We start from the raw sequence: 25,072 nt of genomic DNA on the forward strand, positions 1-25,072 counted from the left end.
GCCTGACGCGGAGGCGGAGATCGTCGTGCTCCGCGCGGGCGGGGCGGCCGGCCGCGCGGTGCTTAGCGGCGAAGATGGTGTGCTGTTCGTTCTCCGCTGGTCTGACCTGGTCGTTGAGTAGAGGCGCGGGCACTACCAGGGGCGTTCACGAGTGTGGTTGAGCGGCGACGATGACGCCCTGGTGAAGATCGCTCCCCGAGACGGTCGTGATCGTTTCCCAGCCGAGCTCCCTAGGGTTCAGCGTGCTGCGTCGGGCATGCGGACCGTTATGTACGGATGCGGTTGCTCCAGCCACTCGCTGGTCAGCCTTGCTCCTGTGGTCTGGTCGATGACCGCGAGCATGGCGGCTTGCCAGTCGTAGTCCTCGTCGCGTTCCTCGAACTCGACAAAGAAGTCCGTCATCGCCTGCAGTTGCGGCCATTGGCCGATGCCGGCATGGTCTTCCGGGCGCCCGGGGCCGAACGCGTCGATCGTCAGGATGAGCTCGCCTCCGGTCGCGAAGCTCAGCCGGTTATGGGCGTTGACGTTCCACCAGGCGCTGTAGGCCCGCGCTTCCTGACTGAGTCGCCGAAGCACGGCGGGGGTTGATCCGAGGTAGTCGCCCTCCACGAGCATGGCGGCGGATCCGCACCAATCGGCGAACACGGGATTGTCGGTGTCGTAGGGGAGCATGACGGCTCTGGGAAGCGCCGGCTCATGGAGCCGATGCGGCGCAGCTCCGCTGAGCCGGGCGGCGAGCTGGTTCAGAGGGAGCGTTTGTCCGCTGTCTGGGACCACTACGGTCCAGCACATGGCCACGTCGAGCCATGGCTGGCTGGAGCGGAGTTGCCGGTAGTGCTCGCGCAGGTCGGCAGTCGGGGGCTGTCCGGTGTTCACGCATTGCTCCTTTGCTCCTTCGGTTTCCCGCAGGACGGCTACCAGCGCACCGACTTCAGCGGCAACGACCTGTGCTACTGCCTGGGCAACACCACGCGCGCCAGCTCGTCCGACGACCGCATCCACATCAACTGCTACATGCGCCACGGCGCCAGCGGCGATCCTGGTTGCAGGACTTGCAGGTGGCCCGGGGCTGGGGCTACATCATCGGCGCCTACAGCCACCGCGACTTCGCCGACGGGGCTCCCACCAACATCATCGCGAAGTCGGCGAACCACGGCGACGGCGCCATCAACGTCTTCAACGACGTCTCGGTCCGCTGATCCCGTCTCTCAGCCGGGGTCTGCCTCACGCATGCGTTCGGTGGTCCAGTAGGACGCGACGTCCTCGGGAGCACGATCGTTCCACGATCCTGGGGCGGCGCGCTCAGGATCGCTCGGACGAATGATCACCATGGCCATCGCCGCCAGCACGAGCGCGGCGGCGATGGCCGACAACGCGCCTGCTCGTCGGCTCATGCCTCCAACGTAGTCTGGGCGGCCGGTTGGTGGCGTGGGGCGGCAAGGTCGTGGGCGGAGCGGGCCAGCCAGATCATGATCAGGACGCTCGAGACCACACCGAGAGCCTCGACGGCGCTTCCCTCGTCCGGGAACGGCAATGCCGCCAGTACCAGAAAGATCGGCGCCACCAGGGCGGCGATACCGTACGCGACGGTCGCCGTCCCCCAGCGGTCGTCGTACCCTTGGGCCCGCAGGACCAGCGCCGTCCAGGCCAGGCCTGCCAGGCCGCAGATCAGCTCCGCCCCATCCGGGACGGGCCAGCCGACGAGGTCGAGTACGCCGATGACGGTGAAACCGCCGTACCCCAGCACCCCCGCGCCCCGCGTGTACTGCCGGTCGCGGCCCAGCACCCGCATGAACAGCAGCACGACCACCCACATCGCCGCAGAGTCGATCACCGTCGCATCTGCCCACATCGACGACGCGGTGACGTGGAGCAGCCACGTCGTAGCTGTCGCGACGTAGAGCGCCACGCGCAACCGCAGGGTGTTCCGGTCCTGCTGGGGCGGCGGCCCCGCCAGCGGCCCGCGCAGGATCTGCCAGATCCCCCATGCCCAGGACAGCCCGGCCAGGACCAGGAGGAGCAGGTTCTGCCCTGTCGCCGCGACGCCTTCGGTCACGGTCGCGAACAGCGTCAGCCACCACAACGGGCCGAGGCTGCCAGAGATCAGGGCGACGACGACGGCGACCGTCAGCGCGGCGCCGTACAGACCGGTGACGAGCAGGGCGGGCAGGGCTGAACGGTGACGACGTAACACGGGACGCTTCCTGGGGGGTCGGAGGGGATGGGAGCGAACGCCTCACCCTACAATCGATCAAGAGGAGTGGCGCCAGACGGAGGGCGTGCGTCCGTGGGCGCGTTTGAACGCCACGCCTACCAGGTGGTCGGGGGGATCGGCTACTGACTTCCGCTGGGCGGTCACCATCGAGCCTTGGGCGACGCCCATCAGGCGCCCCGCCTTAAAGGCACAAGCAACGCCGCGTCCGCGCCGTGTGGCAGCAGAAGGCAGCCCAGGCCGACAAGGCACGAGTGGCCCGCATGATGGCGTACATGGAGAGCCAGCGCGAGCAGTGACTATCCACTCCCCCACCCCCTACATTCTCGACACCGGCGTCCTCATCGAGATCGCCCGCGGCGACAGCGACCTCATCGGCCTGGTCCAGGGCTACGACGCCATCGGCCAGCCGATGGTCGTGCCCGCCCTCGCCATCACCGGCGCCTCCCTCGACGTCCGCAGTGACGAAGCCGACGACCTCCTGGCGGGACTGGACCTGCTGCCCGAGGTCACCATCGCTCCCCTCAACGGCGCAGAACAAGCCAGCGCCAGGGCGAGGAAGGCAGGCAGGTCCATCATGTCCGGTGTCAGCCGGACCTCGGGGCCCAGACCACTTTCGGGGACGGCGGGCAGGAGCGTCAGCGACGCGCTGGCGGCGAAGTCGGTGACCCAGCTGGCCACCTGGGCGAGGTTTTCCACGGGAAACACCGTAGAGATCGGCACTGACAGTTCCAGTCTGATCGCGGAGCGTACTGCCTGGTTCGGAACAGATCAGGCGGCGTGCTCGCCCAGCCGCTCGCTCGCGGCGTCGGGCAGGCGGCGGCGCTCGGCCAGTTCCTCGCGCATGGCGCGGGTCTCCATACAGGTCCTCGCCGTCGGCGATCAGGTCCAGAACAAGCCCTGAGGGTGGCACCGACGCGCGGGCGTGGCTGGCCATCCTTCCTCCCGGCGGGCCCCGCGGCCGGCAAGACTGGCATTCAGTGGATCGCTTCCGGCATCGGCCGGCGACCCAGGCCTTTTGCGGCTCGTTGTGCACCTCGTGGGAGGCTCTGGCTGGGCACAACCACAGCCGGAAGCGGTCCGGCTCGGTTCTGCGACCGTAGCTCTCGATCTCTATGGTTGGCCGAGGCATCCAGAGGTCGCCCGCTGACTGTCAGGATGATCACACCGAACGGAGGAAAACTGATCGTGTTACGTCGGCTCTTTCGCTGGCGCCCGCAAGCCGCACCGCCCCTGGTCTCGACCTGCCGCCTGCAGACCCGCCAACAGAAGAACCGCCAGCGTGGCTAGCTAGACGACGAGACCGAACGCGCCGCCTTCATGGACCTGATGACTAATTGCCAGACCAACGGCATCCAGAACTTCCGCATGTGCGACCGCGGCTGCTGGCCTGCATCGACCTGACCCAGCAGGAAGCCGAGCGCGTACGGGCTTTTCGCCGTCTGCTGGCGCTGGGGTGGTTCCTCATGCTCGGCCCCGACGGGCCCGCCACACCCCACAACCCCGTGGGCACCTTGGAACGCCAGGCCGAACGAGTTCTGCACCTGCTCGGCTGACACCGGTCACGGCGGCCGCCGGCGAGAGGGAACGGGCCGCCGGACCCGACCGCAGGGAGGCGTGAGTGAGCCCGGGGCAGGTCCGCCCGCCCCGGGCTGTCCCTCGCGATTCTTACTTGCGGTTTCTTACTTGTAGTTCTGGACCCGCACGTAGGCGGCGCAGTTGACGGCCGACACGCGGACGTCATAGAAGCGCGACGGGTTGAGCCCTGTGATGTCGGTGGATCTCCGGTACGGGAACGCCCACCGGCCGCCGAAGTAGCGCTCCGACCCGGTGGTCCGGTCGGTGTACCAGAAGTGCAGGTAGCACGCCGCCGCGGTCGCCGAGTTGTACTTCACGTGGAGCCAGCCCTCGGGGTTGTGCGGCTCGATGCTGCCGGACCGCGATCCGGCCTGGTTGACGACGCAGTCGAGGACGACGTAGCTGGGGGCGCACCAGCGCCACCCCCAGGGTTCGGCACTGGCCGGCGCCGGGCCGGCGGCGAACAGCGCCGTGGCGGCTAAGAGCGACGTCGCGAGCACGACCAGGGCTCGCTTGATGCGGTTGTTCATTTCTCTCCCCGTGCTGTCGGCCTGCTTCGTGAGCAGGTTGTGGCTGCTGGACAAGGCCAGTGAAAGCGGCTTGCGGGGTGTGCGACCACCGGCCGGGGAATCTCCGCACAAGCTCGCACAGGATTCATGAGTCCGTCACACTTGGGGCGATGTTGCGCCAGCTCCACGGAGGGTGGCATGACCGATGGTTCAGATCAGGACGTCGCCCGGCCCGACCCTGACCGGGTCGTCACTCGTGAGGATCTGGCCCGCGAGCTGACGCTGCTGCGCAACACGGCCCGGAAGACGATCAGGGAGCTGGGCAAGGCCGTCGACATGCCGTACGGCACGCTCGGCGGGTGGTTCCGCGGGGCGAACGTGCCGCTCGCCTCGCAAACCGATCAGTACGAGAAGGTCCTCATCACGTGCGGCGTCACGGAACCGGAAGCGCGCGAGCGGTGGGTGCTGGCGCTGCTGCGGGTACGGCGAGCCCCAGGCCCACGGCCGAACGACCATGTGCCGCCCTACCGGGGGCTGGAGTGTTTCCGACCGGAGGACGCCGACTGGTTCTTCGGACGGCAGGAGCTGACCCGGCGGCTGGTCGACCAGATGTCGCCGGGGCTGACCATGGTGGTGGGGCCGTCGGGGTCGGGCAAGTCGTCGCTGTTACGCGCCGGGCTGATTCCCGCGTTGCCGTCCTGGGTGCTGCTGACCCCCGGCGAACGCCCGTTCCCTGAGCCGGCGGACGGGGTGGTGATCGTCGACCAGTTCGAGGAGATCTTCACCGCCGACATGCCGGACGGCGACCGGCTGCGGTTCGTCGGCGAGCTGGCGGACCTGGCGGGCACGACTCCGGTCGTGGTCGGCATGCGGGCGGACTTCTACCCGCACGCGTTGCGCTACCCGGCGTTGGCGAGCGCCTTGCAGTCCCGCCAGCTCGTGGTCGGCCCGATGACGGAAAGCCAGCTGCGGCAGGCCATCGAGGGGCCGGCCCGCCACGCCCGCGTCGACATCGACACCGGCCTGGTCGAGCTGCTCCTGCGTGAGATCACCCCGCACGAGGCGGGCGCGCTCCCGCTGCTGTCCCACACGCTCCTGGCCACCTGGGAGAACTGCCATGGCCGCAGGATGACCGTGGAACACTACCGGGCCAGCGGCGGTCTGCAGGCAGCGGTGGCCACCACCGCCGAGTCCGTCTACGCCGAGCTCACGGCCGACCAGCAGGAGCTGGCCAGGCAGCTGTTCCTGCGGCTGACCCACCTCGGCACCGACACCGCCGACACCCGGCGCAAAGTGAGGCGGGACGAGCTGGCCGACGAGGTCGAGCCGGTGCTCGACCACTTCGTGGAGCGCCGGCTGCTGACCGTGGACGCGGACACCGTGCAGATCAGCCATGAGGCCCTGCTGTCCGCCTGGCCACGGCTGCGGTCATGGATCGACGCGGACCGGGCTGGGCTGCGTGTGTTCCGGCAGCTCACCAGGGCCGCCCGATTATGGGAGTCCAGCGAACGCGACTCCGGCGTGCTCTACCGGGGCGGGCAGTTGGTGGCGGCGCGGGAATGGGCCGGCGATCCGGCGCACCGCGCCCAGCTGAACCCGCTGGAGCAGCGGTTTCTCGACGTGAGCGTCCAGCAGCACCGCCGGAGGAACCGCCACCTCTACCAGTTGCTGACGGCGCTGGCCGTGCTTGCCGTACTCGCCGGCGGCCTGGCCGCCTACTCCCAGTGGAAACGTGTCGAAGCCGACCAGGCGCGGGACGTGGCGATCTCCAGGACCATGACGATGACGGCGGCACGGCTGCGGGGCACCGATCCCGTGCTCGCCGCCCAGCTGGCGGTGGCCGCCCATCGCATCGCGCCGACACTCGAGGCGCGGTCCGGACTCGTGGAGGTCGCCGGCGCGCCCGCGGTCACCCGGCTGGTCCGTCCGGGCCGGGCGCTCCAGGCGGTGACCGTCTCCCCGTCGGGACGGCTGCTGGCCGCCGCGGGCGCGGCCGTCACCGACAGCACCGTGCTGCTGTGGGACCTGACCGACCCGCGCCGCCCCACACGGGTCGGCGCCCCGCTCACCGGCCACGCCGGCCCCATCTACGCGGTTGCGTTCAGCCCGGACGGCCGCGTCCTGGCCACCGGCGGCAAGGACCGCACCGTCCGCCTCTGGAACGTCGCCGACCCCGCGCACCCGCGGCCGCTGGGCGGCCCGGTGAGCGGCCCGGCCGACACCGTCTACGCGCTCGACTTCAGCCCCGGCGGGCAGGCCCTGGCCATCGGCAGCCGCGACGGCACGATCCGGCTCCTGGACCTGCGGACATCCACGCTCGGGCCCCCGCTCACCGGCCCCGAAGGCGCGGTCCGCGCTATCGCGTTCCGGCCCGACGGGCGGGTGCTGGCCGCGGGCAACGGCACCGGCACGGCCGGCGCGCTACAGCTGTGGGACACCAGCGACCCCACTGCCGTCAGGCGCGCCGGGCCGCCGCTGGCACTGCCGAGCCGGGTGAACGCCATCGCCTACCACGACAAACTGGTCGCCGTCGGCAGCAACGACGGTTCCGTGCGGCTGTGGGACACGACCCGCGCCGACCGGCCGCAGCCGTTCGGGCAACCGCTGGTCGCCGAGGTCAGCGTGTGGATCAACGTGGTCTCCTTCAGCGCGGACGGCCGGCTGCTCGGAGTCGGGAGCGCGGACAACACCGCCCGGGTGTGGGACGTGGCCACCGGGCGGGTCGTCAGCGCCCTGCCGCACCCCGAGCCGGTGACCGCCGTGCAGTTCAGGAACGGCGACCGCCTCGTCATCACCAACGGGGCCGACGGCGTGACCAGGGTGTGGGACCTGCCGGGTCCGGTGATCGAAGCCACCGAGCACCCGATCGACAACGTGGCCTTCCGCGCGGGCTCCACCCTGCTGGCCGCCGCCGCGGGTGACATCAGGCTCTGGGACGTGGCCGGACGCCGGCCCGTGCCGGTGAGCCCGCCGCTGACCGCGCCTCCGCCGTACGACAGGATGGGCAGCACGGTCGCCGTCAGCCCGGACGGGCGCACGCTGGCAGGCAGCACCCGCCTCGGCAACGCCGTGCTCGTGTGGGACATCACCGATCCGCGGCGGCCGGTTCGCCGCGCATCCCTGCTCGGGCCGACCGCGCTCATCCAGAGTGTCGCGTTCAGCCCGGACGGCAGGCTGCTGGTGGCCGGCAGCGATGACGGCACGGTGCACCTGTGGGACGCGCGCACGTTGCGGGCGCTCGGCACGCTCAGCCCGGACTCCGGGCAGGTCTTCGCCGTGGCGTTCAGCCCGGACGGGGGCAGGCTGGCCACGGCGACGCAGGGTGGCGTGGTGGCCCTGTGGGACGTGCGCGACCGGGCCCGACCGGTACGCGGCGCGACGCTCATGACAGGGATGGGAGACGACGTCCGGTCGGTGACCTTCAGCCACGGTGGCACGATGCTCGCGGCGGGCAACGCCTCGGGAACCATCAGGCTGTGGCAGGTGACCGACCCGGCCCGGCCCGTTCTCGTGGGCCCGCCGCTGACCGGGCCCGACGGCAGGATCTTCGCCGTGGCCTTCGACCCGCGCGACAAAGTCCTGGCGGTGGGGACCGGGGCGGGCCAGCTGTGGCTCTGGGACATCACGGACCCGGCGCGCCCGCGTGGCCACATCGCCGTCAACAGCCCGGGGGAGAGTTACACGGACCTGGCCTTCAGCGCGGACGGGAGTACGCTGGTCAGCGCCGGAGGCGATGTGCGGCTGTGGGAGGTGGATCCGGCGCGGATCGCGGCCAGGATCTGCCGGGAGTCCGGGGACGCGATCACCGAGGCGGAATGGCGGAAGCATGTGGCTGACGTCCCGTTCCAGCCACCCTGCCCGAACCCCAGCTGAGACGAACGGCCCGCACTACCCGCGGTCATCGAGTTCGACGCGGGGAGCATGGTGCCCACCACGTTCGGCAGGAGCAACGCCGGCACCGTGCGCGGCGCCTTCGCCGTGGCCGACCGGTACCTCAACCTGTTCTTCCGGATCCAGGTAGTCCGCGGACTGTTCGATGTCGCGGTAGATGTCCGGGCCGATCGGGCGGCGCTGCTCCTCGGCCAGGTGGCCGAGCAGGCCCGCCGTACAGGCGAGCAGGGCGAAGCCGCGCATGACCTCGACGGGGAAGCCCAGGTCGGCGAGGGCAGCGCCGCATGCTCCCGCGCCGTTGATCGACTCGTCGGGACGGCATGCGGCGACCTCCTCGAGGAAGCGCATGTGCTTGCCGTACAGGCCTTCTTCGCGGGCGATCTGGTAGATCACCGGCGTTCGCGGGTCGCCGTTCGTGTGCACCGGATGGCCGAGCCCGGGGATGTGCCTGCGGGCGGCCACGGCCTCAGGTGCGTCCAGGCCCTCCGCGAGGGCGTGGGAGAGGAACCGCGCGCAGTCTTCGGCCGCGCCGCGGAAGCGCGAGCCGCCGCCGAGCAGCCCCGCCGAGAGCGCGCCCTGGTAGGACTCGGGGGCGCTGGTCAGGGTGAGCCTGGCCGTGATGGCCGCGGGCGTGAAGCCGTGGTCGGCGAGCGCCATCAGCACCGCCTCGAACAGCCGCAGCTCGCCGGGCGTCGGCCGGCGCATGGCCACCAGCCAGAAGACCAGCTCGCCGAATCCGACCCGGCCCATCAGCTCCCCGGACAGGTCGTGGCCCAGCAGTGTGATCGTGTTCTCGTCCGAGCTTCCGATGGACGTGCGGTAGCGGCTCATCCGGGATCGTGCTCCTCTCCGGCCGGCGGCAGGTGTATGGCGACGCCGGGGGTGCCGTCACCCTCCACGGTAACCAGGTCGCCGGTCAGGTGAACAGCCGGCCGGAGTTCACGTCGATGGTGGCGCCGGTGATGGCCCTGGCCTGGTCGGAGGCGAGGAAGATGATCGCGCGCGAGACCTCCTCCTCGGTGGCGATGCGGCGCAGGGCCATGGCCCGCACGTCGCGGTCGCGGATCTCCTCGAACGGCACGCCCTCGGCCGCCGCCCTGGTGCGCATCCATTCGTCGAGCACCTCGCTGGCGATCCAGCCGGGCGCCACGCAGTTGACCCGTATGCCGGAGGGGCCGAGCTCGTCGGCGAGGCAGTGGGAGAGCAGGTGCGCGCCGGCCTTGCCGACGGCGAAGTCGGACCGGCCGGCGTAGCCCTTCCTGGACGACATGGAGGTGACATTGACGATCGAGCCTGAGCCTTGGGCGGCCAGGCGGTGGTCGCTCTGCTCCAGCCGGTTGGTCAGGCGGCGGTTTTCGGTCTGGGCGTGGCCAGCTCTTCCTTGCGGGCCACCAGGACGGCGGTGAGCTCGTCGACCCGGGCGGCGGCCCGGGTCAGGTCGGCGCGCAGCCGGCGCAGCTCGTCGGCCTGGCGGTCGCGAACCTCCTCGGCGTGCGGGGTGCTTTCCGCCGTGACCCGGCGCCGCTCGTCGGCCACGACCCGCTGCTCGGCCTCGCGCTGGACGCGCTCAGGGTCGGCGTGGGCGCGGTCCTCGCGTTCTTCGGCTTGGCGCTGTGCCGCGCGGGCGTCGCGTTCGGCGGTGCGGCGGGCCTGTTCGGCGGCCTCGGCATGTCGCGGGCGGCCAGCGCGTCGGCGGTGGCCGCCCGAGGTGAGGCCGCGCGGGCGGCGAGCGGGGGCGTCGCCCTGCCCAACGGGCAGGGGTTAGGCAGGGGTCAGGGCAGGATCTCGGTGCGCACGTCGATGCCCTCATACAGCGAGGGCGTTGCTGTCAGCAGCCGCCATCCACGACTTTGGGAAAGGTGGATGGCGTGCGCGGCCACCAGCACGGTGAGCACACGCTCGCGCTCGGTCAAGTCCGTGGACAAGCGGCGGGCGTTGCGGTCCAGCGTCTCGGTGAACGGGGTGGTGACGGCCAGGTGCACAGAGTCGAATGGGGCGATCAGGATGATCGACAGGTTCAGCAGGGCGCTGCCCTTGCCTGCGTGGTAGGCGGCCAGATACTGGGCCGCCAGGACGGGGACGAGCAGAGTGACGCCGTACACCGCCGCCTGGCGGACCACTTCACGGCCGTACAGCGACTCGCCGGCTGCCAGGTGGGTGAGCGCGGAGAGATCGAGGACGTGTCCGCTCAGACCGGGGGCGTCATCGGGGCTCACGCGGCTTCGATCTACCTGCCGTGCAGGTGCGAGGCCCGCTCACGGTCGCTGTCGGAGATGCCGGCGTCCCAGCCTTCTCCCCAGAGCTCGGCGAGAATGTCCATGTCCCGCTCGAGGCGGCTCTGGTTCCGCAGGGCCTCGGCTACGTAGGCCGAGGCGTTGCCCGTGGCCTTCGCGCGAGCTGCAAGATCGTCCGGGAGCGACACCGTGATCCGTTGAGTCATACTTTCAGGGTAGCTCAGCGAGCCGATCGTCATACTGCTGATGATGCTGGAACTCTCATCGGGGCGATGTCCTTGCGACTTAGCGCTTCAGTTGGCGGATTAGCGCTTGAGTTGGCGGATGTGCAGATGGGTTGGCGGAGTCGGTGCAACTTCTGAGTCGCCGAGGGTGAGCTCGCCAATCGAAACGCTCAATCCGGCAACCAGGCTGTACGCCTGTGACGCTCGTGACTGATGGGCCACAATGGCCTGATGTCTGCTATGCCCGAGAAGCGTGTTGAGGTCGCATCTTCATCCCGATTCAATGACTACGACAGGATCGCCGAGGGGTACACAGCCGAGAACGAGACTAGCCTCCTGAACGCCTACTACGAGCGGCCCGCGATGCTGGAGCTCGCCGGGGACGTGACCGGCCGACGGATCCTCGACGCCGGCTGCGGCTCGGGTCCCCTGTTCGCCGAGCTGCGCGATCGAGGCGCCATCGTGACCGGCATCGATGCGAGTGCCGGGATGCTGGCGATGGCCCGACGGCGGCTGGGCGACGATGCAGATCTGCGGGTCGCCGACCTGGCCAGCCCGCTGCCCTTCCTCGACGACGCATTCGACGACGTCATCGCGTCCCTGGTGCTGCACTACCTGGAAGACTGGGGACCGACACTGGCCGAGCTGCGACGCGTGCTGAGACCTGGCGGCCGACTCCTCGTCTCGGTCGATCATCCCTTCGTGATCCCCCTCATGCGTCACATGGCCGGGGAAAAGCCCAAGTACTTCGAGACCCGTAACCGGACCGAAGAATGGACCATGGGTGGGCAGACCGCCCAGATGAGCTTCTGGGGCCGGCCGCTGCACGCGATGACCGAGGCCTTCACCGCGGCTGGCTTTCGCATCAGCGTCATCAGCGAACCGCCGTTTGTGCCGGAAGCCCGCGAACTGTTCCCCGAGGAGTTCCGCGAGATCAGCGGCACGAGGTTCCTGTGCTTCCTGTTCTTCGTTCTAGAAGCCGACTAACGGCCCCTCGTCACGATCAGCTGCGCTGACTGAGCGTTTCAGTGGGCGATTCCCGCCAACTGAAACGCTCAGTCACAGTCCTTCCTGGTCACCCATCAACGTCATGACTCGCCCGGCACCGGCTCCTATGTGGGCCCCAAGTCCGCCTCGGTTTGTGACCTGGCGGGTGCGCTGACCGGCTTCGCATGAGCCGGGCGATCAGTTCGTGAGCCGCCCCGCCAGGAGAAGGAAAGGTGCCTCCGGCGGGGCGTGGTCTCATGCTGGCACACCCCCTGCACGCTCTGCCGTCACCGGCGGCGATTCCCAGCCTCGGGCTGCCCTTCGGACGGAGAGGTGATCACCTCTCCGTCGACCGGCCGCCCGCAGGCTCTCCTGCGGGCGGCGGCCAGGTCGGGGCGGAAGGTTACCCAGGTCTTGCCCGGCGGCGCCGCCCACGCAGGAGCGGAGGAATCAGCTCAGGGTCGGTGGCGGTGCCGATGTGCCCCACCCACATCGCGACTGTCGACGTGCCGAAGGGCGGCGCCTTGGCGACGATATTGTCGATCTGTCCAGCGTCGTCCTGGCCGGAAATGCGATCGACGTCGTCACGGTGAACCAACAGGACGCCCGTCTGGTTCCGCCTGGCGGGGTCAGGACTGCGCGGCTTTGTTCAGCTCTACCCACGCACCTCGCCCTCGATGTCGCGTTCGGCTCCCTCCTCTCGCCGTGGAGGCTCCCGGCTCAACGTGCCTCTATGGAGATGGAGGCGCAGATCGCTCTCCATGCGTTCGGCAGCGAACACGTCCGGAAGCCGCGCCGCGGCTCGGCGCGGCGGGCGAGGTAGACGTCGGGGTGGGGGTGCGGGTCGAGGCCGAGCACGGACGCGCAGTGGCGCAGGATGGCGTGGCCGAGCTGGGTGTCGAAGGTGCTCGTCCACGCGGGCACGGGGCGGTCGGACTCGGTGATCAGCTCCTCGAACTCGGCGCGCGTCAGGTCCCTCGCGGTCGCGCCGTGCACGTGGTGATCGACCAGGCCTGCGTGTGGATCTTCAGGCAGCCGCCCACCCCCTGAACGACTCTAGGCCGATCGCCTTCCGTTGGGGCGGCCGGCCACGCGCGCTCGGTGACGCGTATCCCTGGACAGAGCCCGGCCCCGCGCCCGGGGTGGCGGCCGGGTGGGGCGTGCCGTACAGGATGGGAGGACACAACGCCGCCGTGCCGGATGCGGAGACTCAGCGCGGCCGGAGTTCGCCCGAGCCTCGGGGGATCAGCCGGGTCGGCACCAGCGTCTTCGTTATGCGCGATCGGTCGCCGTCCAGACGGGACAGCACCAGCGCCGCCGCCGCCGCGCCGATCCCCGCCGGGTCCTGGGCGACCACGGTCAGCGGCGGGTCGAGGACCTCGGCCAGCGGCAGGTCGTCGTACCCGACGAGGGCCACGTCCTTGCGTCCCGCCTTGGCCAGCCCGACCACCGCGCCCGTCGCGGCGAAGTTGTTGGCGGCGAACAGCGCGGTCGGCGGGTCCGGCAGCGCCAGCAGCCGCTCGGCCGCCGCGGCGGCGGCCTCGGCGGAGTGGCCGGTCTCCACCAGTCCCTTGTCGAACGGCAGGCCCGCCTGCGCCAGCGCGTCTCGATAGCCCTGGAATCGTTCGCGCCTGGTGTAGAGCGTCGCGGGCAGGTCTCCGATGAAGCCGATCCGGCGATGGCCGTGCGCGATGAGGTGCGCGGTGCCCTCGCGCGCCCCCTCCCGATTGGAGCTGACCACGCAGTCGGCCGCCAGCCCCATCGCGGGCCGGTCGAGGAAGACGATGGGCAGCCCGGCCTCACGTTCGGCGCGCAGGTAGCGGTGGTCGCCCGTGGCCGACGGCACCACGAGCAGCGCGCTCACCCTGCGCGCGAGGAACGTGGCGACCAGGGAGCGTTCGAGCTCCTTCGTCTCGCTGGAGGAGCCCACGATCACGGTCAGGCCGCGCTCGCGCACCGCGCTCTCGATGCCGCCCGCGACGGTGCCGAAGAAGGGATTGCCCATGTCGGGGATGACCAGGCCGATCGCCGCGTCCCTCGCGCCGACCCGCATGTTGCGGGCCATCAGGTTGGGTTGGTAGCCGAGCCTGCGCACGACCTCCATGACGCGCGCCCTGGTCTCGGGGGCGACGGGGCCCTCCTCGTTGAGGACCCTGGAGACGGTCTTGGCGGTGACGCCGACCTCACGGGCGACGTCGGTCATCGTCGGGCGCCGCGCGCTCGCCATCGAACCTCCCCGTTGTCGGGAACAGGGTAACGGGATCACGAAAGGCCGATCGCCTCCGCGGCCCCCTTGTCGGCGATGACGGCCTTGCCGTCCGCCACGTCCATGGCGCCCGTCATGATCGCCACCACCTCGGCCATGCTGTGGTCGCCCGGCTTGATCTGCGCGACCCTGCGGCCCAGCCGCTGGACGTGGATCCGGTCGGCGATCTCGAAGACGTGCGGCATGTTGTGGCTGATCAGCACCACGGGCAGGCCGCGGTCGCGGACCCTGCGGATCAGGTCGAGCACCTGCCCGGACTCCTTCACCCCGAGCGCGGCCGTGGGCTCGTCCATGACGACCACGTGGGAGGCCCACGCCACCGCCCTGGCGACCGCGACGCCCTGCCGCTGCCCGCCCGACAGCGACTCCACGGGTACGGCGAGCGAGCGCAGCCCGATCTTCAGCGCGGCCATGTGCTCGGCGGACTCCGCCCGCATGCGGTGCTTGTCCAGCATCCTGAACACCTTGCCGAGCAGTCCGGGCTTGCGCAGTTCCCTGCCGAGGAACATGTTGGTGGCGATGTCGAGCGAGGCGGCGATCGCCAGGTCCTGGTAGACCGTCTCGATCCCGGCCCTGCGCGCCTCCAGCGGGTCGCCGAAGCGCACCCGTTTCCCGTCGAGCAGGATCTCGCCCGAGTCGGGCTGGATGGCGCCGGTCAGCGCCTTGATCAGGGTGGTCTTGCCGGCGCCGTTGTCGCCGATGACGGCGAGCACCTCGCCGGGCAGCAGGTCGAAGTCGGCGCCGTCGAGGGCGGTGACGTGTCCGTAGCGCTTGACCAGGCCCCGCGCCTGGAGAACTGGCGTGGTCATCGGGTCCTCCTGCGGGAGAGCTGGTCGACGGTGACCGCGAGGATCACCAGGATGCCGGTGATGAGCGTCTGGTAGATCGACGGGACGCCCATCAGCTGCAGGCCGTTGCGGAACACGCCCACGATGAGCGCGCCGATGAGCGTGCCCATGACCAGGCCGCGACCGCCGAACAGGCTCGTTCCGCCGAGGACGACGGCGGTGATGCTGTCGAGGTTGTCGGTCTGGCCCGCCTGCGGGTCGCCCACGCCGGTGCGGGAGACCAGCAGGAGGGCGGCGATGCCGTACACCAGGCCGGCCAGGGTGTAGACGCCGACAGTCAGCCGCGAGGTGCGGATGCCGGTGAGCCTGGCGACCTCGGGGCTGTTGCCGAGGGCGTAGACGTGCCTGCCCCACGCGGTCTGGCCGAGCAGGTAGGCGAACAGCAGGAAGAGCGCGATCGTGAGCACGGAGCCGTAGGTGACGCGGGTGCCGCCGAGCTGGAAGGTCTGGCCGAGGAAGGTCAGCTCGTCGGGCAGGCCCGTGACCGTCTGGTCCTGGGAGTAGATGTGAGTGAGGGCGAAGACCACGTTCAGCATGCCCAGCGTGACGATGAACGGCGGCAGCGAGATCCGCGTCACCAGCATCCCGTTGACCAGACCGAACAGGGCGCACACCGCCAGGCCGGCGGCGATCGCGAGCAGTGGCGGCATGGACAGGGCCAGCTTGGCCATCACGATGCCGCCGAAGGCCATGATCGCGCCGTTCGACAGGTCGATGCCGCCCGTGAGGATGATCAGCGTCTGGCCGATCGCGAGCGTGCCGACGACCATGACCTGCTGGATGATGAGGGAGAAGTTGCCGCCGGTCAGGAACTGCGGGCTGTTCAGGGAGAAGAATGCGCAGGCGATCACCAGCGCGGCCAGCGGGCCGGCCGTCGGCGTGGTCAGGATCCTGCGCGGCAGGGTCGCTTCGATGACGGCCATGTCAGCCCCAGCAGTTGGCCAGGCCGAAGGCGGTGTCCTTGGCGGCCACTCCTGCGACGGGCTTGTCGGTGATGAGCGTGACCCCGGTGTCGGTGTACCCGGTGGCCTTCTTGCCGCCCTTGGCGAAGTCGGTGACGGCCTTGACGCCGCTCTCCGCCATCTTCAGCGGGTACTGCTGGGAGGTGGCGGCGATCTGGCCGCTCTTGACGGCCTTGGTGCCCGTGCAGCCGCCGTCGACGGAGACCACGAGCACGTCCTTGTCGATGCCCTTGGCCTTCAGCGCGGTGTGGGCGCCGAGGGCGGCCGGCTCGTTGATGGTGTAGACGAGGTTGATGTCGGGCGCCTTCTGCAGGCAGTTCTCCATGGCGGTCTGGCCCTTGGACTGGTCGCCCTGCGTGTCCTGCGAGCACACGATCGACGGGTCGCCCTCGGCGACGCCGAAGCCCTTGAGGAAGCCGTCGTGACGGAGCTTGCCGACGGTGATGCCGGGAGCCAGGTCCAGGGTGGCGATCTTGGCGGGCTTGCCGGCCATCGCGGCCTTGGCGTACTGGCCGATCAGCTCGCCCGCCTTGAAGTTGTCGGTCGCGAACAGCGCGTCGGTGGCGTCCTGCGGTTCCGTCGGGGTGTCCAGGGCGATCACCAGCACGCCCGCGTCCCTGGCCTTCTTGATGGCGGGCACGATGGCCTTGGTGTCGCTCGGCGTGATCAGGATGCCCTTCACTCCCGCGGCGACCATGTTCTCGATGGCGGTGATCTGGCTGGCGTTGTCGCCGTCGAACTTGCCCGCCGCGCTCATGAGCTCGGCGCCCTGCGCCTTGGCGGCGGCGGTCGCGCCCTCCTTCATCTTCACGAAGAACGGGTTGGTCTCTGTTTTCGTGATGAGGCCGACCTTGACGGTGTCCGAACCTGAGCCGGACGGGGTGCCGCCGCCGCATCCGGCGGCCATAAGCGCTGCGGCCCCGAGGCCTGCGATGAGTCGTTTCATGGCGGGTGTTCCTCACATGAGCTGGACAGACCCGGTGTCATCGTTGACATATGTCAACGTTGACATCCGCTGTGCTGCGATGATGAACTCCGTTTCGGGAAACGTCAATGCCCTAGGCCCGTAACAAAACGGCAACAGCGGAAAGGCAGGCAGATGATCGCCGTCCTTGGTGAGTGCGTCGCCGACGCCTTCGCCGACAGGCGCCCGGGCGAGCTGGCGATGCGGGTACTGCCAGGCGGCGGGCCCAGCAACACCGCGGTCGCCCTGGCCCGCCTCGGCACCCCCGCCAGATTCCTCGGGCGCCTGTCGGACGACGTGTTCGGCGAGCTGTTCCGCGAGCGCATGGCCGCCTCCGGGGTCGACCTGTCGGCGTGCGTGCGGGCCCGCGAGCCGAGCACGCTGGCCGTCGCCACCCTGGATGCCGAGGGGCAGGCCCGCTACTCCTTCCACGCCGAGGGCACGGCCGACTGGGGATGGAGCGCCGCCGAGCTGTCGGCTGACCGGCTCGGCGGCGCGTCGTGCCTGCACACGGGGTCGCTGGCACTGGTCAGGGAGCCCGGAGCCGGCGCGGTGGCCGAGTTCGCGGGGCGGGCCGAGGCGACCGTCTCCATCGATCCCAACGTACGGCCCAGCCTGGCCTCGCGAGAGGACTACCTGTCGCGGATGCCGCAGTGGTGCGCGCTGGCCGACATCCTGAAGCTCAGCGCCGACGACCTGGCGTTCCTGATGCCGGACGTCTCGATGGTCAGGGCGTGCGAGCTCTGGCACGCGGCGGGGACGCGGCTGATCGTGGTGACGATGGGGGCCGCGGGGGCGCTGGTCTCGATGGACGGGGCCGTGGTGACGGTGCCGGCGGAGCCGGTGGAGGTGGTGGACACGATCGGCGCGGGAGACTCCTTCACGGCGGGGCTGCTGCACCGGCTCGAGTCCAGGGGCCTGCTGGGCGGGCGGCTGGACGGGCTGGACCTCGCCTCGGCCGCCGAGGCCGCCGCCTTCGGGGCCACGGTGGCGGCGCTGACCTGCGCGGTGGCGGGCGCCGACCCACCCTGGGCCGACCAGCTCATCTCCCAGCCCAGGCCCTGACCCACGCTCCCGCCCTCGGCCAGCCATGGCGACGCGAAGGCGCCCGCCTCCCGGTGGGGAGGCGGGCGCTCCGAGGTGCGAGGGGCAGGCGGCGGCTCTGGACGCGGTGGCGACCGTGGCCTCCTTCTTGACCCCGTTCACCGTCACCGCGACCAGGACCTGACCGCGCCGTAGCGCCGTCAGCGTCCCCGTCGCGGGGTCGAGCGCCGCGACGTGCCACGGCTTGGCCTCGACAGCGGCCCGATGTGGCCACGATCTCCAGCGCGGTGAAGTCGCCGTAGCTTTGCCGGAACGCTGGTGACAGCAGGCGTGTCCAGGTCGACCGCCGGGGCGTCCCGCAACCGCGCCGCTACCTCGGCCGGCGCGAGTCTGGCCGAGGTAGCGGTTGCCCCCCGGGAACCCCATGCACGCCGCCAACGTCCCGATCGCCGTGTCGAGGTCGATCGGCGTCACTCCCATGGCCCGCTGCGTGCTCCCGATCTGCGGCGGATCCGCATCCCGCCGTCCGACCAGGGGGGCCAGCTCACGGCCGTCGTCCTGCCCTGGCGCAGGCCGAGGAGGACGAGGCTGTTCTCGTCGCTCGGCTCCGTCATGGACAGCTGACATCCGGCAATCTTCTCTAGCACGCATACGAAAGTCGCCAGCGGCCAGCACGCTGGCGGGGGCCGATGACCGCCTGATCCTGGCCCCGATCATCTTCGTTGCCTCCACCGGCTGCACCTGGCGCCAGCTGCCACCGATCTTTGGCGCGTCATGGCAACCGCGCTGCCCGGGGGTTTTATCGGTGCAGCGACGTACAACCGCATCATGGACACCTTCGATGTGCTCGTGACGGCTCACTCGTGGCGAGCCGATGCTTCCTGGCGAGCTGGCAGACGCTCTTGCTCATGACGGTCCAGGGCTCGTCGCCGACGGCGGCCAGATCGACGAGCTCGTAGTCGAGCACATGTGCCGACTCCCGGGCGAAGACGCCGTCCGAGGGTGGCGGATGGTGCTGCGCCGGGGGCTGTTACAGCGCCGGGCCGCAGGCTCCTGCCGGACGGCGCCTGGAAACAACCGTAGGGGGACAGCGCGCTTGGGCTGATCGTTTCGGCAGCTGGTCGGCCGAGCGACCAGTGGGGCGGGCTTGGCGGCGTTCGATCTCTGAGTGAGGCGTAGGGCTGGGCGTAGGCCCATTCATCGAGCAGCGGTGCCGGTTGTAGCGAGGCTGGCGCGGTTTCGCGTTCCAGGCCTGCTGGCGGCCTCGCGCCCGCACCCCTGAGCCTTTCCGACCTGCTAGACCGACACCGGCTGCCACGAATAGCCAGGCGGCTCAATCCGCCGCGAGTTCGCCACGCACCGCGCGCATCTCGGCGCGGACCTCTTCGGCGGCCCGCCCTGGCCTCGTCCAGCCGCTGGTCGGCCTGCTCCAGCCGATCAGCCAGGCGGCGGCTCTCGGCGTGCGCGGCCCCCAACTCCTCCTGGCCTGCGGCCGAGACGGCGGCACCGGCGCCACGATGCGGCAACCCAGCTCGAAGGTAAGCCACGCCGGCTCCATCGCCGCAGTCGTAGCGATCGCTGTCGGCATCATCGTCACCCGCACCACCAGAAGGCAGCACCGCCGACGGGTGTGGGTCCCTGCCACAGAGGGTGGCGCCTGGGCAGGGGTTAGCCGCGCTGGATGGTCTTCAGGTCCTCCATCGTCAGCTCCTGGGTGCGCTTGGCGTCCGTGCTCGTCACCCACGCCAGGATCTGCGGATCGGCGCTCTGCCCGTGCGGCAGGCCTCCGATGGCGGTGTCGGCACCGTCGGAGGCGACCAGTTTGTGCAGGTACTCGGCGAAGGCGCAGGGCCCTCCCCCGGTCCGGCCGACGTCGTAGCCGCAGGAGTGGTGTTCCGGCAGGAGCGACAGCGTCCCGGCGGTGGTGCGAATCCAGAACAGGCCGCTGGTCCGATCGATGACCAGGTAGGCGAAGGCATCGCGGGGGCGCAGGTCCAGGGGTGCGTAGGTGGTGTAGGTCCAGCGGTCGGTGTCTCCGCCGACGGTCCGGTAGTGCTCGCCGACGACGGGCAGGCCGAACTCTGGGTCGTACCAGGTCCGATGGCAGATACAGCCCGAGCCTTCCACGGCCGAGGGGCTGTTCTTGTCGTCGTCCACGCACGGGTGGAACAGCTTGGGGATCGCCTGGTTGTCCACGAGTGTGGTGTGCAGCGGGTTCGGCTCGCACCGCACCAGCCGGTCCAGCCACTCCCGGGCGTACGGGGATTGCCGCTCGATGGACACCGTGGCGTTCCACGCGGCACCCGCAACGCCGATCCGGGCTTCGGTGTACAGAACGAAGTGGGCGTACCCCTTCGTGGGATCGGTGAGGTTCAGGTCCGGGTGCGTGAAGCTCACGTCGGCTCTCCCTGGCGTAGTCGGGTGTATGTGGTTCTGGCGGTGTAGCCGGCGGAGTTGCGGGACCGGTCGCGGGTGTCGGCGGTGTTGTGGGTGAGACGCCGACGTCGACCGAGTGTTGCCGCACTCACTGTGGGGACCCGCGGCGGGGACGTGGCGGGAGAACAGGGCGCCGAGATCGGAGAAGCCGGCATCGTCCTGAGCTGCCGGTGCGTACTCTCCCTCTTCACCTGCCACCGGTCGGGCCCTCGACGATGGGAGGGTCCTCGACGGCGGCGATCGCTGCGTCCAGCACGATGGCCATCTCCTGCATCAGATCCTCGCGTGGTCGGCCGGTGGCCTCGCTCAGCCGCTCCAGCAGATAGCGGGTTGTCTCCATGGCGGGGTTGAGGTGCTCGTTCAACGCCGCCATGCTCGCTTTGCCGGTGGCGTCCATCACCTGCCGGGCGACGGCCCGCTGCCAGGGCCAGCGGTAGGAGGGAAGCTGGATGGTGAACTTGACGGGCCCGTTCACCTCGCCGATCATCCGGGCCTGCTCCTGCGCGGTAAGGGACGTGTCGAAGACAATGGTGAGCTGCCGGATCCAGCGCGCGACCGACTCCCGATAGTCACCCACCCGATCACCGTAACCACAGCCTTGCGGCAACCGCTATGGCGTAGTCGGTACCGTTGCTAGCACTCGCCACGGGGACGGCTACCAGCACCTGTTCCACGCCAACACCAGCTGCGAGGTGTGGGGGTTGGACCAGACCACCGTCGATGACGGCTGGGGCGAGTTCTAGCTGGCCTTCGGCGGCGTCGAAGGACCCGCGGTGGACGGTGACGTCTTCCTCGACGTTTGGTCGGTCACTTCCGCATGCTTGGCCCATGGCGCCTGGTAGGCCCACTGCCAGGCCAGCTCGAGCGGCCCGCGCTCGAACCGGCGCAGCCACAGCGAAGTCAACATGACGAACAGCAGGCAGATCCCGGCCCACGCCACGGGCACCCACCAGGGGCGCAGCCAGTCGAGCTCGGCGGCCAGGCCCAGGCCCCAGCCATAGCAGAGCGCGCTGGCGACCAGGTTCTGGAAGACGTAACAGGACAGTGCCATGCGTCCGACGTTCGCGACGGCCGTGCGAACCACGCCCGGCGAGCCACTCATGCCGAGGACGATCGAGCTGATCAGCCCCAGCAGGCCCAGCGCGACCAATGGCGCCAGGATGTAGCGGTCGACGGCGAACCAGGCGAGCCCGGCGAAGGAGGTGAGCAGGTTCAGCGGCGCGGCGACCCCGAGTCCGATGACGATCAGCTTCCTGCGCAGGCCCGCGCCGCGTTCGTCGAAGACGCCGGCGCGCAGCAGCCGTGAGCCGAGCAGGAACAGCACCACGCCCAAGGCGATGATGAAGACCAGTTCCAAACGGTAGAGGAGGAGCTGCTGGAGGCGGGAGGCGACCTGGTCGGTCCAGCCGTCCTGGGTGTAGAGGGTGGTGGCGGTGCTGGTGAAGGCTCTGCCACCCGAGGCCAGCAAGCCCAGCGTCAGCAGGCCTACCAGGGAGACGAGCACCGTGCCCGCGGCGATCATCCAGATCCGCGCGGTGCGATCGCTCCTGCCGATCAGGTACGCGACGATCATGGAGGTAATCGCGTAGCCCATCAGCACGTCGAACTCGAAGATCAGGATGTAGTGCAGCGCGCCCTCGGCGAACAGCAGGGTCGCGCGCCAGAGGTGTCTGCCCGGCCAGGTCATCCCCTTGCGCACCGCGCTGCGGTACTGCAGTTCGAGGCCGATGCCGAACAGCAGGGTCAGCAGGCCGAGGAACTTCCCGTTGGACAGGAACCGCAGGAATGTCTCCACCACACCGATGTCGCCGCCGAGCCCCATCAGCTCCGCCGGGCCGCCGGGATTGGTGAAGATCCAGATGTTCGTCCCGAGCGTGCCCATGATCGCCACGCCGCGTAACACGTCCAGTGCGTCTATTCGTCTTGTCACACGTCAAGCCTCGCCGCGCGAAACCCTGCCGGCCTCGTCCCACCAGGCGAAACGGTCGTACATCCATCGATGTACGGCCTTCCGCCTTTTGCCACGCACCGATGGTCCGAGGTATGCGGCGGGCAGGCATACCTCGTCCGACTCGCCCTCGAAACTGCCGACCGGGCCAGGTCGTCGCAAGCGTCGTCGAGCACTGGGGCGGCATCGACATCCTCGTCATCTCTCTCAGAATGGTCGTGCGCTAGAGGCCGATGACGGCACCCGGTAGCGGGTTGCGAGCAGCGCGCTAGCCCTCATCGACCGCGGCCTGGCCATCACCCGGTGGGACGAATGATCATCCTGCGGCGGGCGCGCCCGCGTCCGCTCCTGCTGCCGACACCCAACAGGCCCGACTCTAGGAAGGACCAGATGACCGACGACCCCCTGCAGCAGCTCCTTGGCCAGCGTGCCGAGCTCGACCGGCAGATCGCGGCCGAGCGGGAACGCCGCCGCAACGACCACGATGAGCGGATTGCGCGCATCGATGACGCCCTCCACGCCTACGCACGAGAGCATCGGCTGCCGCTGGACGGGCGCAGCCGCAAGAACGCCGCGATCTACACCGTGGACGACATCGCGGTCGAGTGGATCGATGAGTTTGGCGACAGCGACGATCTCCCGCGCATCCCGCTATCGGTGCATGACCTGCTCGGCAACGTGCGCGTCGAATTCGATGCCGCGCCACCGGCCGCCGCGGTGATCGGGCTGATCGACGGCTTCCGGTCGAGCCGTTCATGACCGGCTCGACCATCGGCCTCGGCCGGACGGCGTTCGCCGTCGGCGCCACCGGCGGCCGCTCTGCCGCCCGCCCCAGCGGCGCCGCGACAACCTCGGCCAGGGGACGCAATGAGCATCGCGACCGGCGCCGCAGGCGAGATGGACGCCCTCACCACATCCGGGATCATCCTGCTCGACCGGCCAACGAGCCGCGCCGGACGAGGACGCCGACGCCGAGGACGCCGACGACTTCGTCGAGCTGATCCCGCTCAGCGCCCTTCCGGTGCAGCTGCCGGCCAAGGGCACACCGCCGCCGGCCCGCGACGCGAGCGGCCTGGCCACCCTGCTGCGCACCGCGGGCGCCACCGACACGGTGCTGGCCGCGACCGGCGGCTGGCTGCTGTCCGAACGCCGCTCCTCCCCCGCCACCCAGGACGGCTACATCCGCGACGTCTCCTGGTGGCTGTGGTGGATCCAGGCCCGCGGCATGGACCTGACCGACGTCTCCTTCATCGAGGCCGACACCTACGCCGCCGCCATGCGGCACGCCGGCCTGGCCCCCGGCACCCGACGCCGCCGCCTGTCGGCCTGCTCCAGCTGGTACGCCTATCTTCAGCGGGCCGACGCCGCGGTGCGCAACCCGTTCCATCGCATGGACCTGCCCAAACGCGCCAGCAAGCCCAGCCGCTACCTCACCGAGGCCCAGCTGGACGACCTGGTCATGCACGCGGTCGCGCACCAATCCGCCCGCACCGCCGCCATCGTCGCGGTGCTCAAGGCCACCGCCTGCCGCATCAGCGAGCTGACCGGCGTCCAGCTGGCCGCCCTGGGGCACGCCGGTGACCACTGGATCCTCACCCTGACCGCCAAGGGCGGACGCCCCCACCGGGTCGTCATCGACGACGACGTCACCGGCCCCCTCCTCGACGCCTATCTCGCCGAGCGCGGGTCAGCGCCCGGCCCGCTGTTCGCCACCCGCACCGGCGCCCGGCTGCAGCGCTCCTACGTCCAGGAACTTCTCCAGCGGCTCGCAAGTTCCGCCGGCATCCCCGACCCGCACACCCTCACCCCGCACGCCATCCGGCACAGCGTGGCCACCGCGCTGCTGCGGGCCGGCGAGCCGCTCGACGTCGTGCAGGCCCTGCTCGGCCACGCCGACCCGCGCACCACCCAGGCCTACCTGCACGTCGACCAGCTGGAGCGCAGCCCCGCCCACCGCGCCGGCCGCCGCCTGGCCGCCGTCGTGGCACGCCGCCTCCACTCCCGCACCGGTACGCGGGAACCCCGTCCCGCAGACATAGCCCAGGCCACGTGACCGAGGAGAAGCCCACGTGACGTCATGGCACCGCTCCACAGCCAATGCCGTGGGCCCGCCGATCGCCAGGGAAAGCGTCGGTCGGGCTGTGACGGATGCTTAACCGACGGATCCGCCATGGAAACGCCGCAGAGCCCGATCCTCTTTCTCGACATCAGCCAGCCATGACTGATAGCGGGCGACGGCCGCCTCTTCCAACTCGTCCTCGATCCGCCTCACCACAGCCAGGGCGCGGCTCTGGAGCTCGGCCCCGTTGATGAGACCGAACGACAGGTCGCCGCCTGCCGCGATCTGGAGGCGGCTCCCCGGCAGGGCCCTCAGGGACCACGTCCTGCCACCCGTGACCGCTACTGCATGGCCGTCATCGAAGTCAGCATCGTCAAGATGCTCCAGCGCATTACGTACGTCGGCCAGAACCCTGTCGTGCTCAGGCGGCTCCTGGCGTCGCTCACGTGCGAGGCGGCGGCTCCACCTCTCAAGCTGATGAGCCGACCAGATCAGGGTGTGCTCTTCTGTCCACAATGAGCGGAAGTTCTCTTGGAGGTCCTCCTCGGTAGGACTCCAGTCCTCCATCCGTTCGTAGTTACGATCGTCGCGGTGGAGCTTCTCTCGCATCGTGTGCACCCGCTCGACCTGGCGCAGTACAGCTTCCGCCCACATCCGCACGAAGGAAACGCACTCGGCTACGACCTCTGGGTCAGATTCATGTTCGCTCATAGCTCCCGAGGCTACGTAGCCGAGGAACGCTGCGGGGTGTGAACAGCTTCAGGACCGGTTCCTCAACCTGGCCCTCCACTCGGGTCGGCGTCACCGGCCGCAAAGTAGCGAGAAAGGCCAGGTCAAAGCCCTCTCGACAGACCCCTTGATCAGGATGCGAAGCCATAGCGCTCCGCAGTCGCCTGGGATACCGATCTTT

27 protein-coding genes and 1 pseudogene are annotated in these 25,072 nt (G+C 69.9%); 9 read left to right on the forward strand and 19 right to left on the reverse strand.

All coding sequences use genetic code 11. The annotated features are described in order from the left end of the window. Positions 1 to 237: 237 nt before the first annotated feature. Positions 238 to 876 carry a DUF6461 domain-containing protein gene (locus tag H4W81_RS49305; RefSeq protein WP_192775235.1) on the reverse strand — a complete coding sequence of 213 codons (639 nt, stop codon included), beginning with the start codon at positions 874 to 876 and terminating at the stop codon, positions 238 to 240. A gap of 182 nt (positions 877 to 1,058) precedes the next feature. Between H4W81_RS49305 and H4W81_RS14195 the strand changes: the two genes are divergently transcribed. After that, positions 1,059 to 1,199 (forward strand): hypothetical protein, encoded by a 141-nt coding sequence (locus H4W81_RS14195; protein WP_192775236.1) that lies wholly within the window; start codon positions 1,059 to 1,061, stop codon positions 1,197 to 1,199. A gap of 9 nt (positions 1,200 to 1,208) precedes the next feature. Here H4W81_RS14195 and H4W81_RS14200 read toward each other — a convergent pair whose 3' ends face one another. Continuing rightward, on the reverse strand, positions 1,209 to 1,394 hold the full coding sequence (locus H4W81_RS14200; RefSeq protein WP_192775237.1) for a hypothetical protein: 186 nt from the start codon (positions 1,392 to 1,394) through the stop codon (positions 1,209 to 1,211). Continuing rightward, positions 1,391 to 2,194, reverse strand: coding sequence for a hypothetical protein (locus H4W81_RS14205; protein WP_192775238.1), 804 nt, complete (start codon positions 2,192 to 2,194; stop codon positions 1,391 to 1,393). Before H4W81_RS14205 ends, H4W81_RS14200 begins: the two co-directional genes overlap by 4 nt. 313 nt (positions 2,195 to 2,507) lie before the next feature. On the opposite strand from H4W81_RS14205, the gene H4W81_RS14210 reads away from it, so the two are divergent. Next, positions 2,508 to 3,116, forward strand: coding sequence for a hypothetical protein (locus tag H4W81_RS14210; protein WP_192775239.1), 609 nt, complete (start codon positions 2,508 to 2,510; stop codon positions 3,114 to 3,116). Positions 3,117 to 3,582: 466 nt separating this feature from the next. Continuing rightward, a complete protein-coding gene (locus H4W81_RS14215; RefSeq protein ID WP_192775240.1) occupies positions 3,583 to 3,768 on the forward strand; it encodes a hypothetical protein in 186 nt (61 codons plus the stop codon). Between the two features lie 126 nt (positions 3,769 to 3,894). On the opposite strand, the gene H4W81_RS14220 is transcribed toward H4W81_RS14215, so the two are convergent. Further along, positions 3,895 to 4,320 carry a hypothetical protein gene (locus tag H4W81_RS14220; protein WP_192775241.1) on the reverse strand — a complete coding sequence of 142 codons (426 nt, stop codon included), beginning with the start codon at positions 4,318 to 4,320 and terminating at the stop codon, positions 3,895 to 3,897. 177 nt (positions 4,321 to 4,497) lie between these two features. Here H4W81_RS14220 and H4W81_RS14225 point away from each other — a divergent pair, with 177 nt between their 5' ends. Then, positions 4,498 to 8,172 (forward strand): nSTAND1 domain-containing NTPase, encoded by a 3,675-nt coding sequence (locus tag H4W81_RS14225; RefSeq protein WP_192775242.1) that lies wholly within the window; start codon positions 4,498 to 4,500, stop codon positions 8,170 to 8,172. A 15-nt stretch (positions 8,173 to 8,187) separates the two neighbouring features. Here H4W81_RS14225 and H4W81_RS14230 read toward each other — a convergent pair whose 3' ends face one another. The 5 genes from H4W81_RS14230 to H4W81_RS14250 all read right to left on the reverse strand — a co-directional run bounded on the left by H4W81_RS14230 (position 8,188) and on the right by H4W81_RS14250 (position 10,630). Then, positions 8,188 to 9,021, reverse strand: coding sequence for a citryl-CoA lyase (locus H4W81_RS14230; protein WP_192775243.1), 834 nt, complete (start codon positions 9,019 to 9,021; stop codon positions 8,188 to 8,190). An 85-nt stretch (positions 9,022 to 9,106) separates the two neighbouring features. Then, the gene (locus H4W81_RS14235) at positions 9,107 to 9,535 is read right to left on the reverse strand and encodes an SDR family oxidoreductase (protein WP_318782502.1); all 429 of its coding nucleotides are present in this window, start codon (positions 9,533 to 9,535) and stop codon (positions 9,107 to 9,109) included. Continuing rightward, positions 9,532 to 9,726: a hypothetical protein gene (locus H4W81_RS14240; protein ID WP_192775244.1), complete on the reverse strand. Its 195-nt coding sequence runs from the start codon at positions 9,724 to 9,726 to the stop codon at positions 9,532 to 9,534. The genes H4W81_RS14235 and H4W81_RS14240 overlap by 4 nt, the downstream gene beginning before the upstream one ends. Positions 9,727 to 9,962: 236 nt before the next feature. Beyond that, entirely contained in the window at positions 9,963 to 10,406 is a 444-nt protein-coding gene (locus H4W81_RS14245; protein ID WP_192775245.1) for a hypothetical protein, read from the reverse strand. Between the two features lie 11 nt (positions 10,407 to 10,417). Next, positions 10,418 to 10,630: a ribbon-helix-helix domain-containing protein gene (locus H4W81_RS14250; protein WP_192775246.1), complete on the reverse strand. Its 213-nt coding sequence runs from the start codon at positions 10,628 to 10,630 to the stop codon at positions 10,418 to 10,420. A gap of 258 nt (positions 10,631 to 10,888) precedes the next feature. On the opposite strand from H4W81_RS14250, the gene H4W81_RS14255 reads away from it, so the two are divergent. Beyond that, entirely contained in the window at positions 10,889 to 11,635 is a 747-nt protein-coding gene (locus tag H4W81_RS14255; protein WP_225958619.1) for a class I SAM-dependent methyltransferase, read from the forward strand. Between the two features lie 720 nt (positions 11,636 to 12,355). On the opposite strand, the gene H4W81_RS14260 is transcribed toward H4W81_RS14255, so the two are convergent. From H4W81_RS14260 to H4W81_RS14280, 5 genes are all read right to left on the reverse strand, one after another. Then, the gene (locus tag H4W81_RS14260) at positions 12,356 to 12,631 is read right to left on the reverse strand and encodes a hypothetical protein (protein WP_192775248.1); all 276 of its coding nucleotides are present in this window, start codon (positions 12,629 to 12,631) and stop codon (positions 12,356 to 12,358) included. 214 nt (positions 12,632 to 12,845) lie between these two features. Continuing rightward, positions 12,846 to 13,862, reverse strand: a complete 1,017-nt coding sequence (locus H4W81_RS14265; RefSeq protein WP_192775249.1) for a LacI family DNA-binding transcriptional regulator — start codon at positions 13,860 to 13,862, stop codon at positions 12,846 to 12,848. 35 nt (positions 13,863 to 13,897) lie between these two features. After that, entirely contained in the window at positions 13,898 to 14,710 is an 813-nt protein-coding gene (locus tag H4W81_RS14270; RefSeq protein ID WP_192775250.1) for an ATP-binding cassette domain-containing protein, read from the reverse strand. After that, on the reverse strand, positions 14,707 to 15,672 hold the full coding sequence (locus tag H4W81_RS14275) for an ABC transporter permease (protein ID WP_192775251.1): 966 nt from the start codon (positions 15,670 to 15,672) through the stop codon (positions 14,707 to 14,709). Before H4W81_RS14275 ends, H4W81_RS14270 begins: the two co-directional genes overlap by 4 nt. Position 15,673: 1 nt before the next feature. After that, positions 15,674 to 16,657: a sugar ABC transporter substrate-binding protein gene (locus H4W81_RS14280; RefSeq protein ID WP_183645219.1), complete on the reverse strand. Its 984-nt coding sequence runs from the start codon at positions 16,655 to 16,657 to the stop codon at positions 15,674 to 15,676. Between the two features lie 153 nt (positions 16,658 to 16,810). Between H4W81_RS14280 and H4W81_RS14285 the strand changes: the two genes are divergently transcribed. Continuing rightward, positions 16,811 to 17,740 carry a carbohydrate kinase family protein gene (locus H4W81_RS14285; protein WP_192775252.1) on the forward strand — a complete coding sequence of 310 codons (930 nt, stop codon included), beginning with the start codon at positions 16,811 to 16,813 and terminating at the stop codon, positions 17,738 to 17,740. A gap of 670 nt (positions 17,741 to 18,410) precedes the next feature. After that, a pseudogene (locus H4W81_RS14290) lies at positions 18,411 to 18,494 on the forward strand (IS5/IS1182 family transposase); the annotation flags it as partial. 558 nt (positions 18,495 to 19,052) lie between these two features. Here the strand turns inward: H4W81_RS14290 and H4W81_RS14295 are convergent. The 4 genes from H4W81_RS14295 to H4W81_RS14310 all read right to left on the reverse strand — a co-directional run bounded on the left by H4W81_RS14295 (position 19,053) and on the right by H4W81_RS14310 (position 22,085). Beyond that, on the reverse strand, positions 19,053 to 19,277 hold the full coding sequence (locus H4W81_RS14295) for a hypothetical protein (protein ID WP_192775253.1): 225 nt from the start codon (positions 19,275 to 19,277) through the stop codon (positions 19,053 to 19,055). A 110-nt stretch (positions 19,278 to 19,387) separates the two neighbouring features. Then, positions 19,388 to 20,116: a hypothetical protein gene (locus H4W81_RS14300; RefSeq protein ID WP_192775254.1), complete on the reverse strand. Its 729-nt coding sequence runs from the start codon at positions 20,114 to 20,116 to the stop codon at positions 19,388 to 19,390. A 226-nt stretch (positions 20,117 to 20,342) separates the two neighbouring features. Further along, positions 20,343 to 20,732, reverse strand: coding sequence for a hypothetical protein (locus H4W81_RS14305; protein WP_192775255.1), 390 nt, complete (start codon positions 20,730 to 20,732; stop codon positions 20,343 to 20,345). Between the two features lie 162 nt (positions 20,733 to 20,894). After that, a complete protein-coding gene (locus tag H4W81_RS14310) occupies positions 20,895 to 22,085 on the reverse strand; it encodes a DUF418 domain-containing protein (protein ID WP_318781736.1) in 1,191 nt (396 codons plus the stop codon). 408 nt (positions 22,086 to 22,493) lie between these two features. On the opposite strand from H4W81_RS14310, the gene H4W81_RS14315 reads away from it, so the two are divergent. Together H4W81_RS14315 and H4W81_RS14320 are read left to right on the forward strand one after the other, a co-directional pair. After that, positions 22,494 to 22,862, forward strand: coding sequence for a hypothetical protein (locus H4W81_RS14315; RefSeq protein WP_192775256.1), 369 nt, complete (start codon positions 22,494 to 22,496; stop codon positions 22,860 to 22,862). Between the two features lie 262 nt (positions 22,863 to 23,124). Then, entirely contained in the window at positions 23,125 to 24,156 is a 1,032-nt protein-coding gene (locus tag H4W81_RS14320) for a tyrosine-type recombinase/integrase (RefSeq protein WP_192775257.1), read from the forward strand. A 99-nt stretch (positions 24,157 to 24,255) separates the two neighbouring features. Here the strand turns inward: H4W81_RS14320 and H4W81_RS14325 are convergent, their stop codons facing one another. Then, positions 24,256 to 24,873, reverse strand: a complete 618-nt coding sequence (locus H4W81_RS14325) for a hypothetical protein (RefSeq protein ID WP_192775258.1) — start codon at positions 24,871 to 24,873, stop codon at positions 24,256 to 24,258. Positions 24,874 to 25,072 lie beyond the last annotated feature (199 nt).

This window comes from Nonomuraea africana, assembly GCF_014873535.1.
Taxonomy (GTDB): Bacteria; Actinomycetota; Actinomycetes; order Streptosporangiales; family Streptosporangiaceae; genus Nonomuraea; species Nonomuraea africana.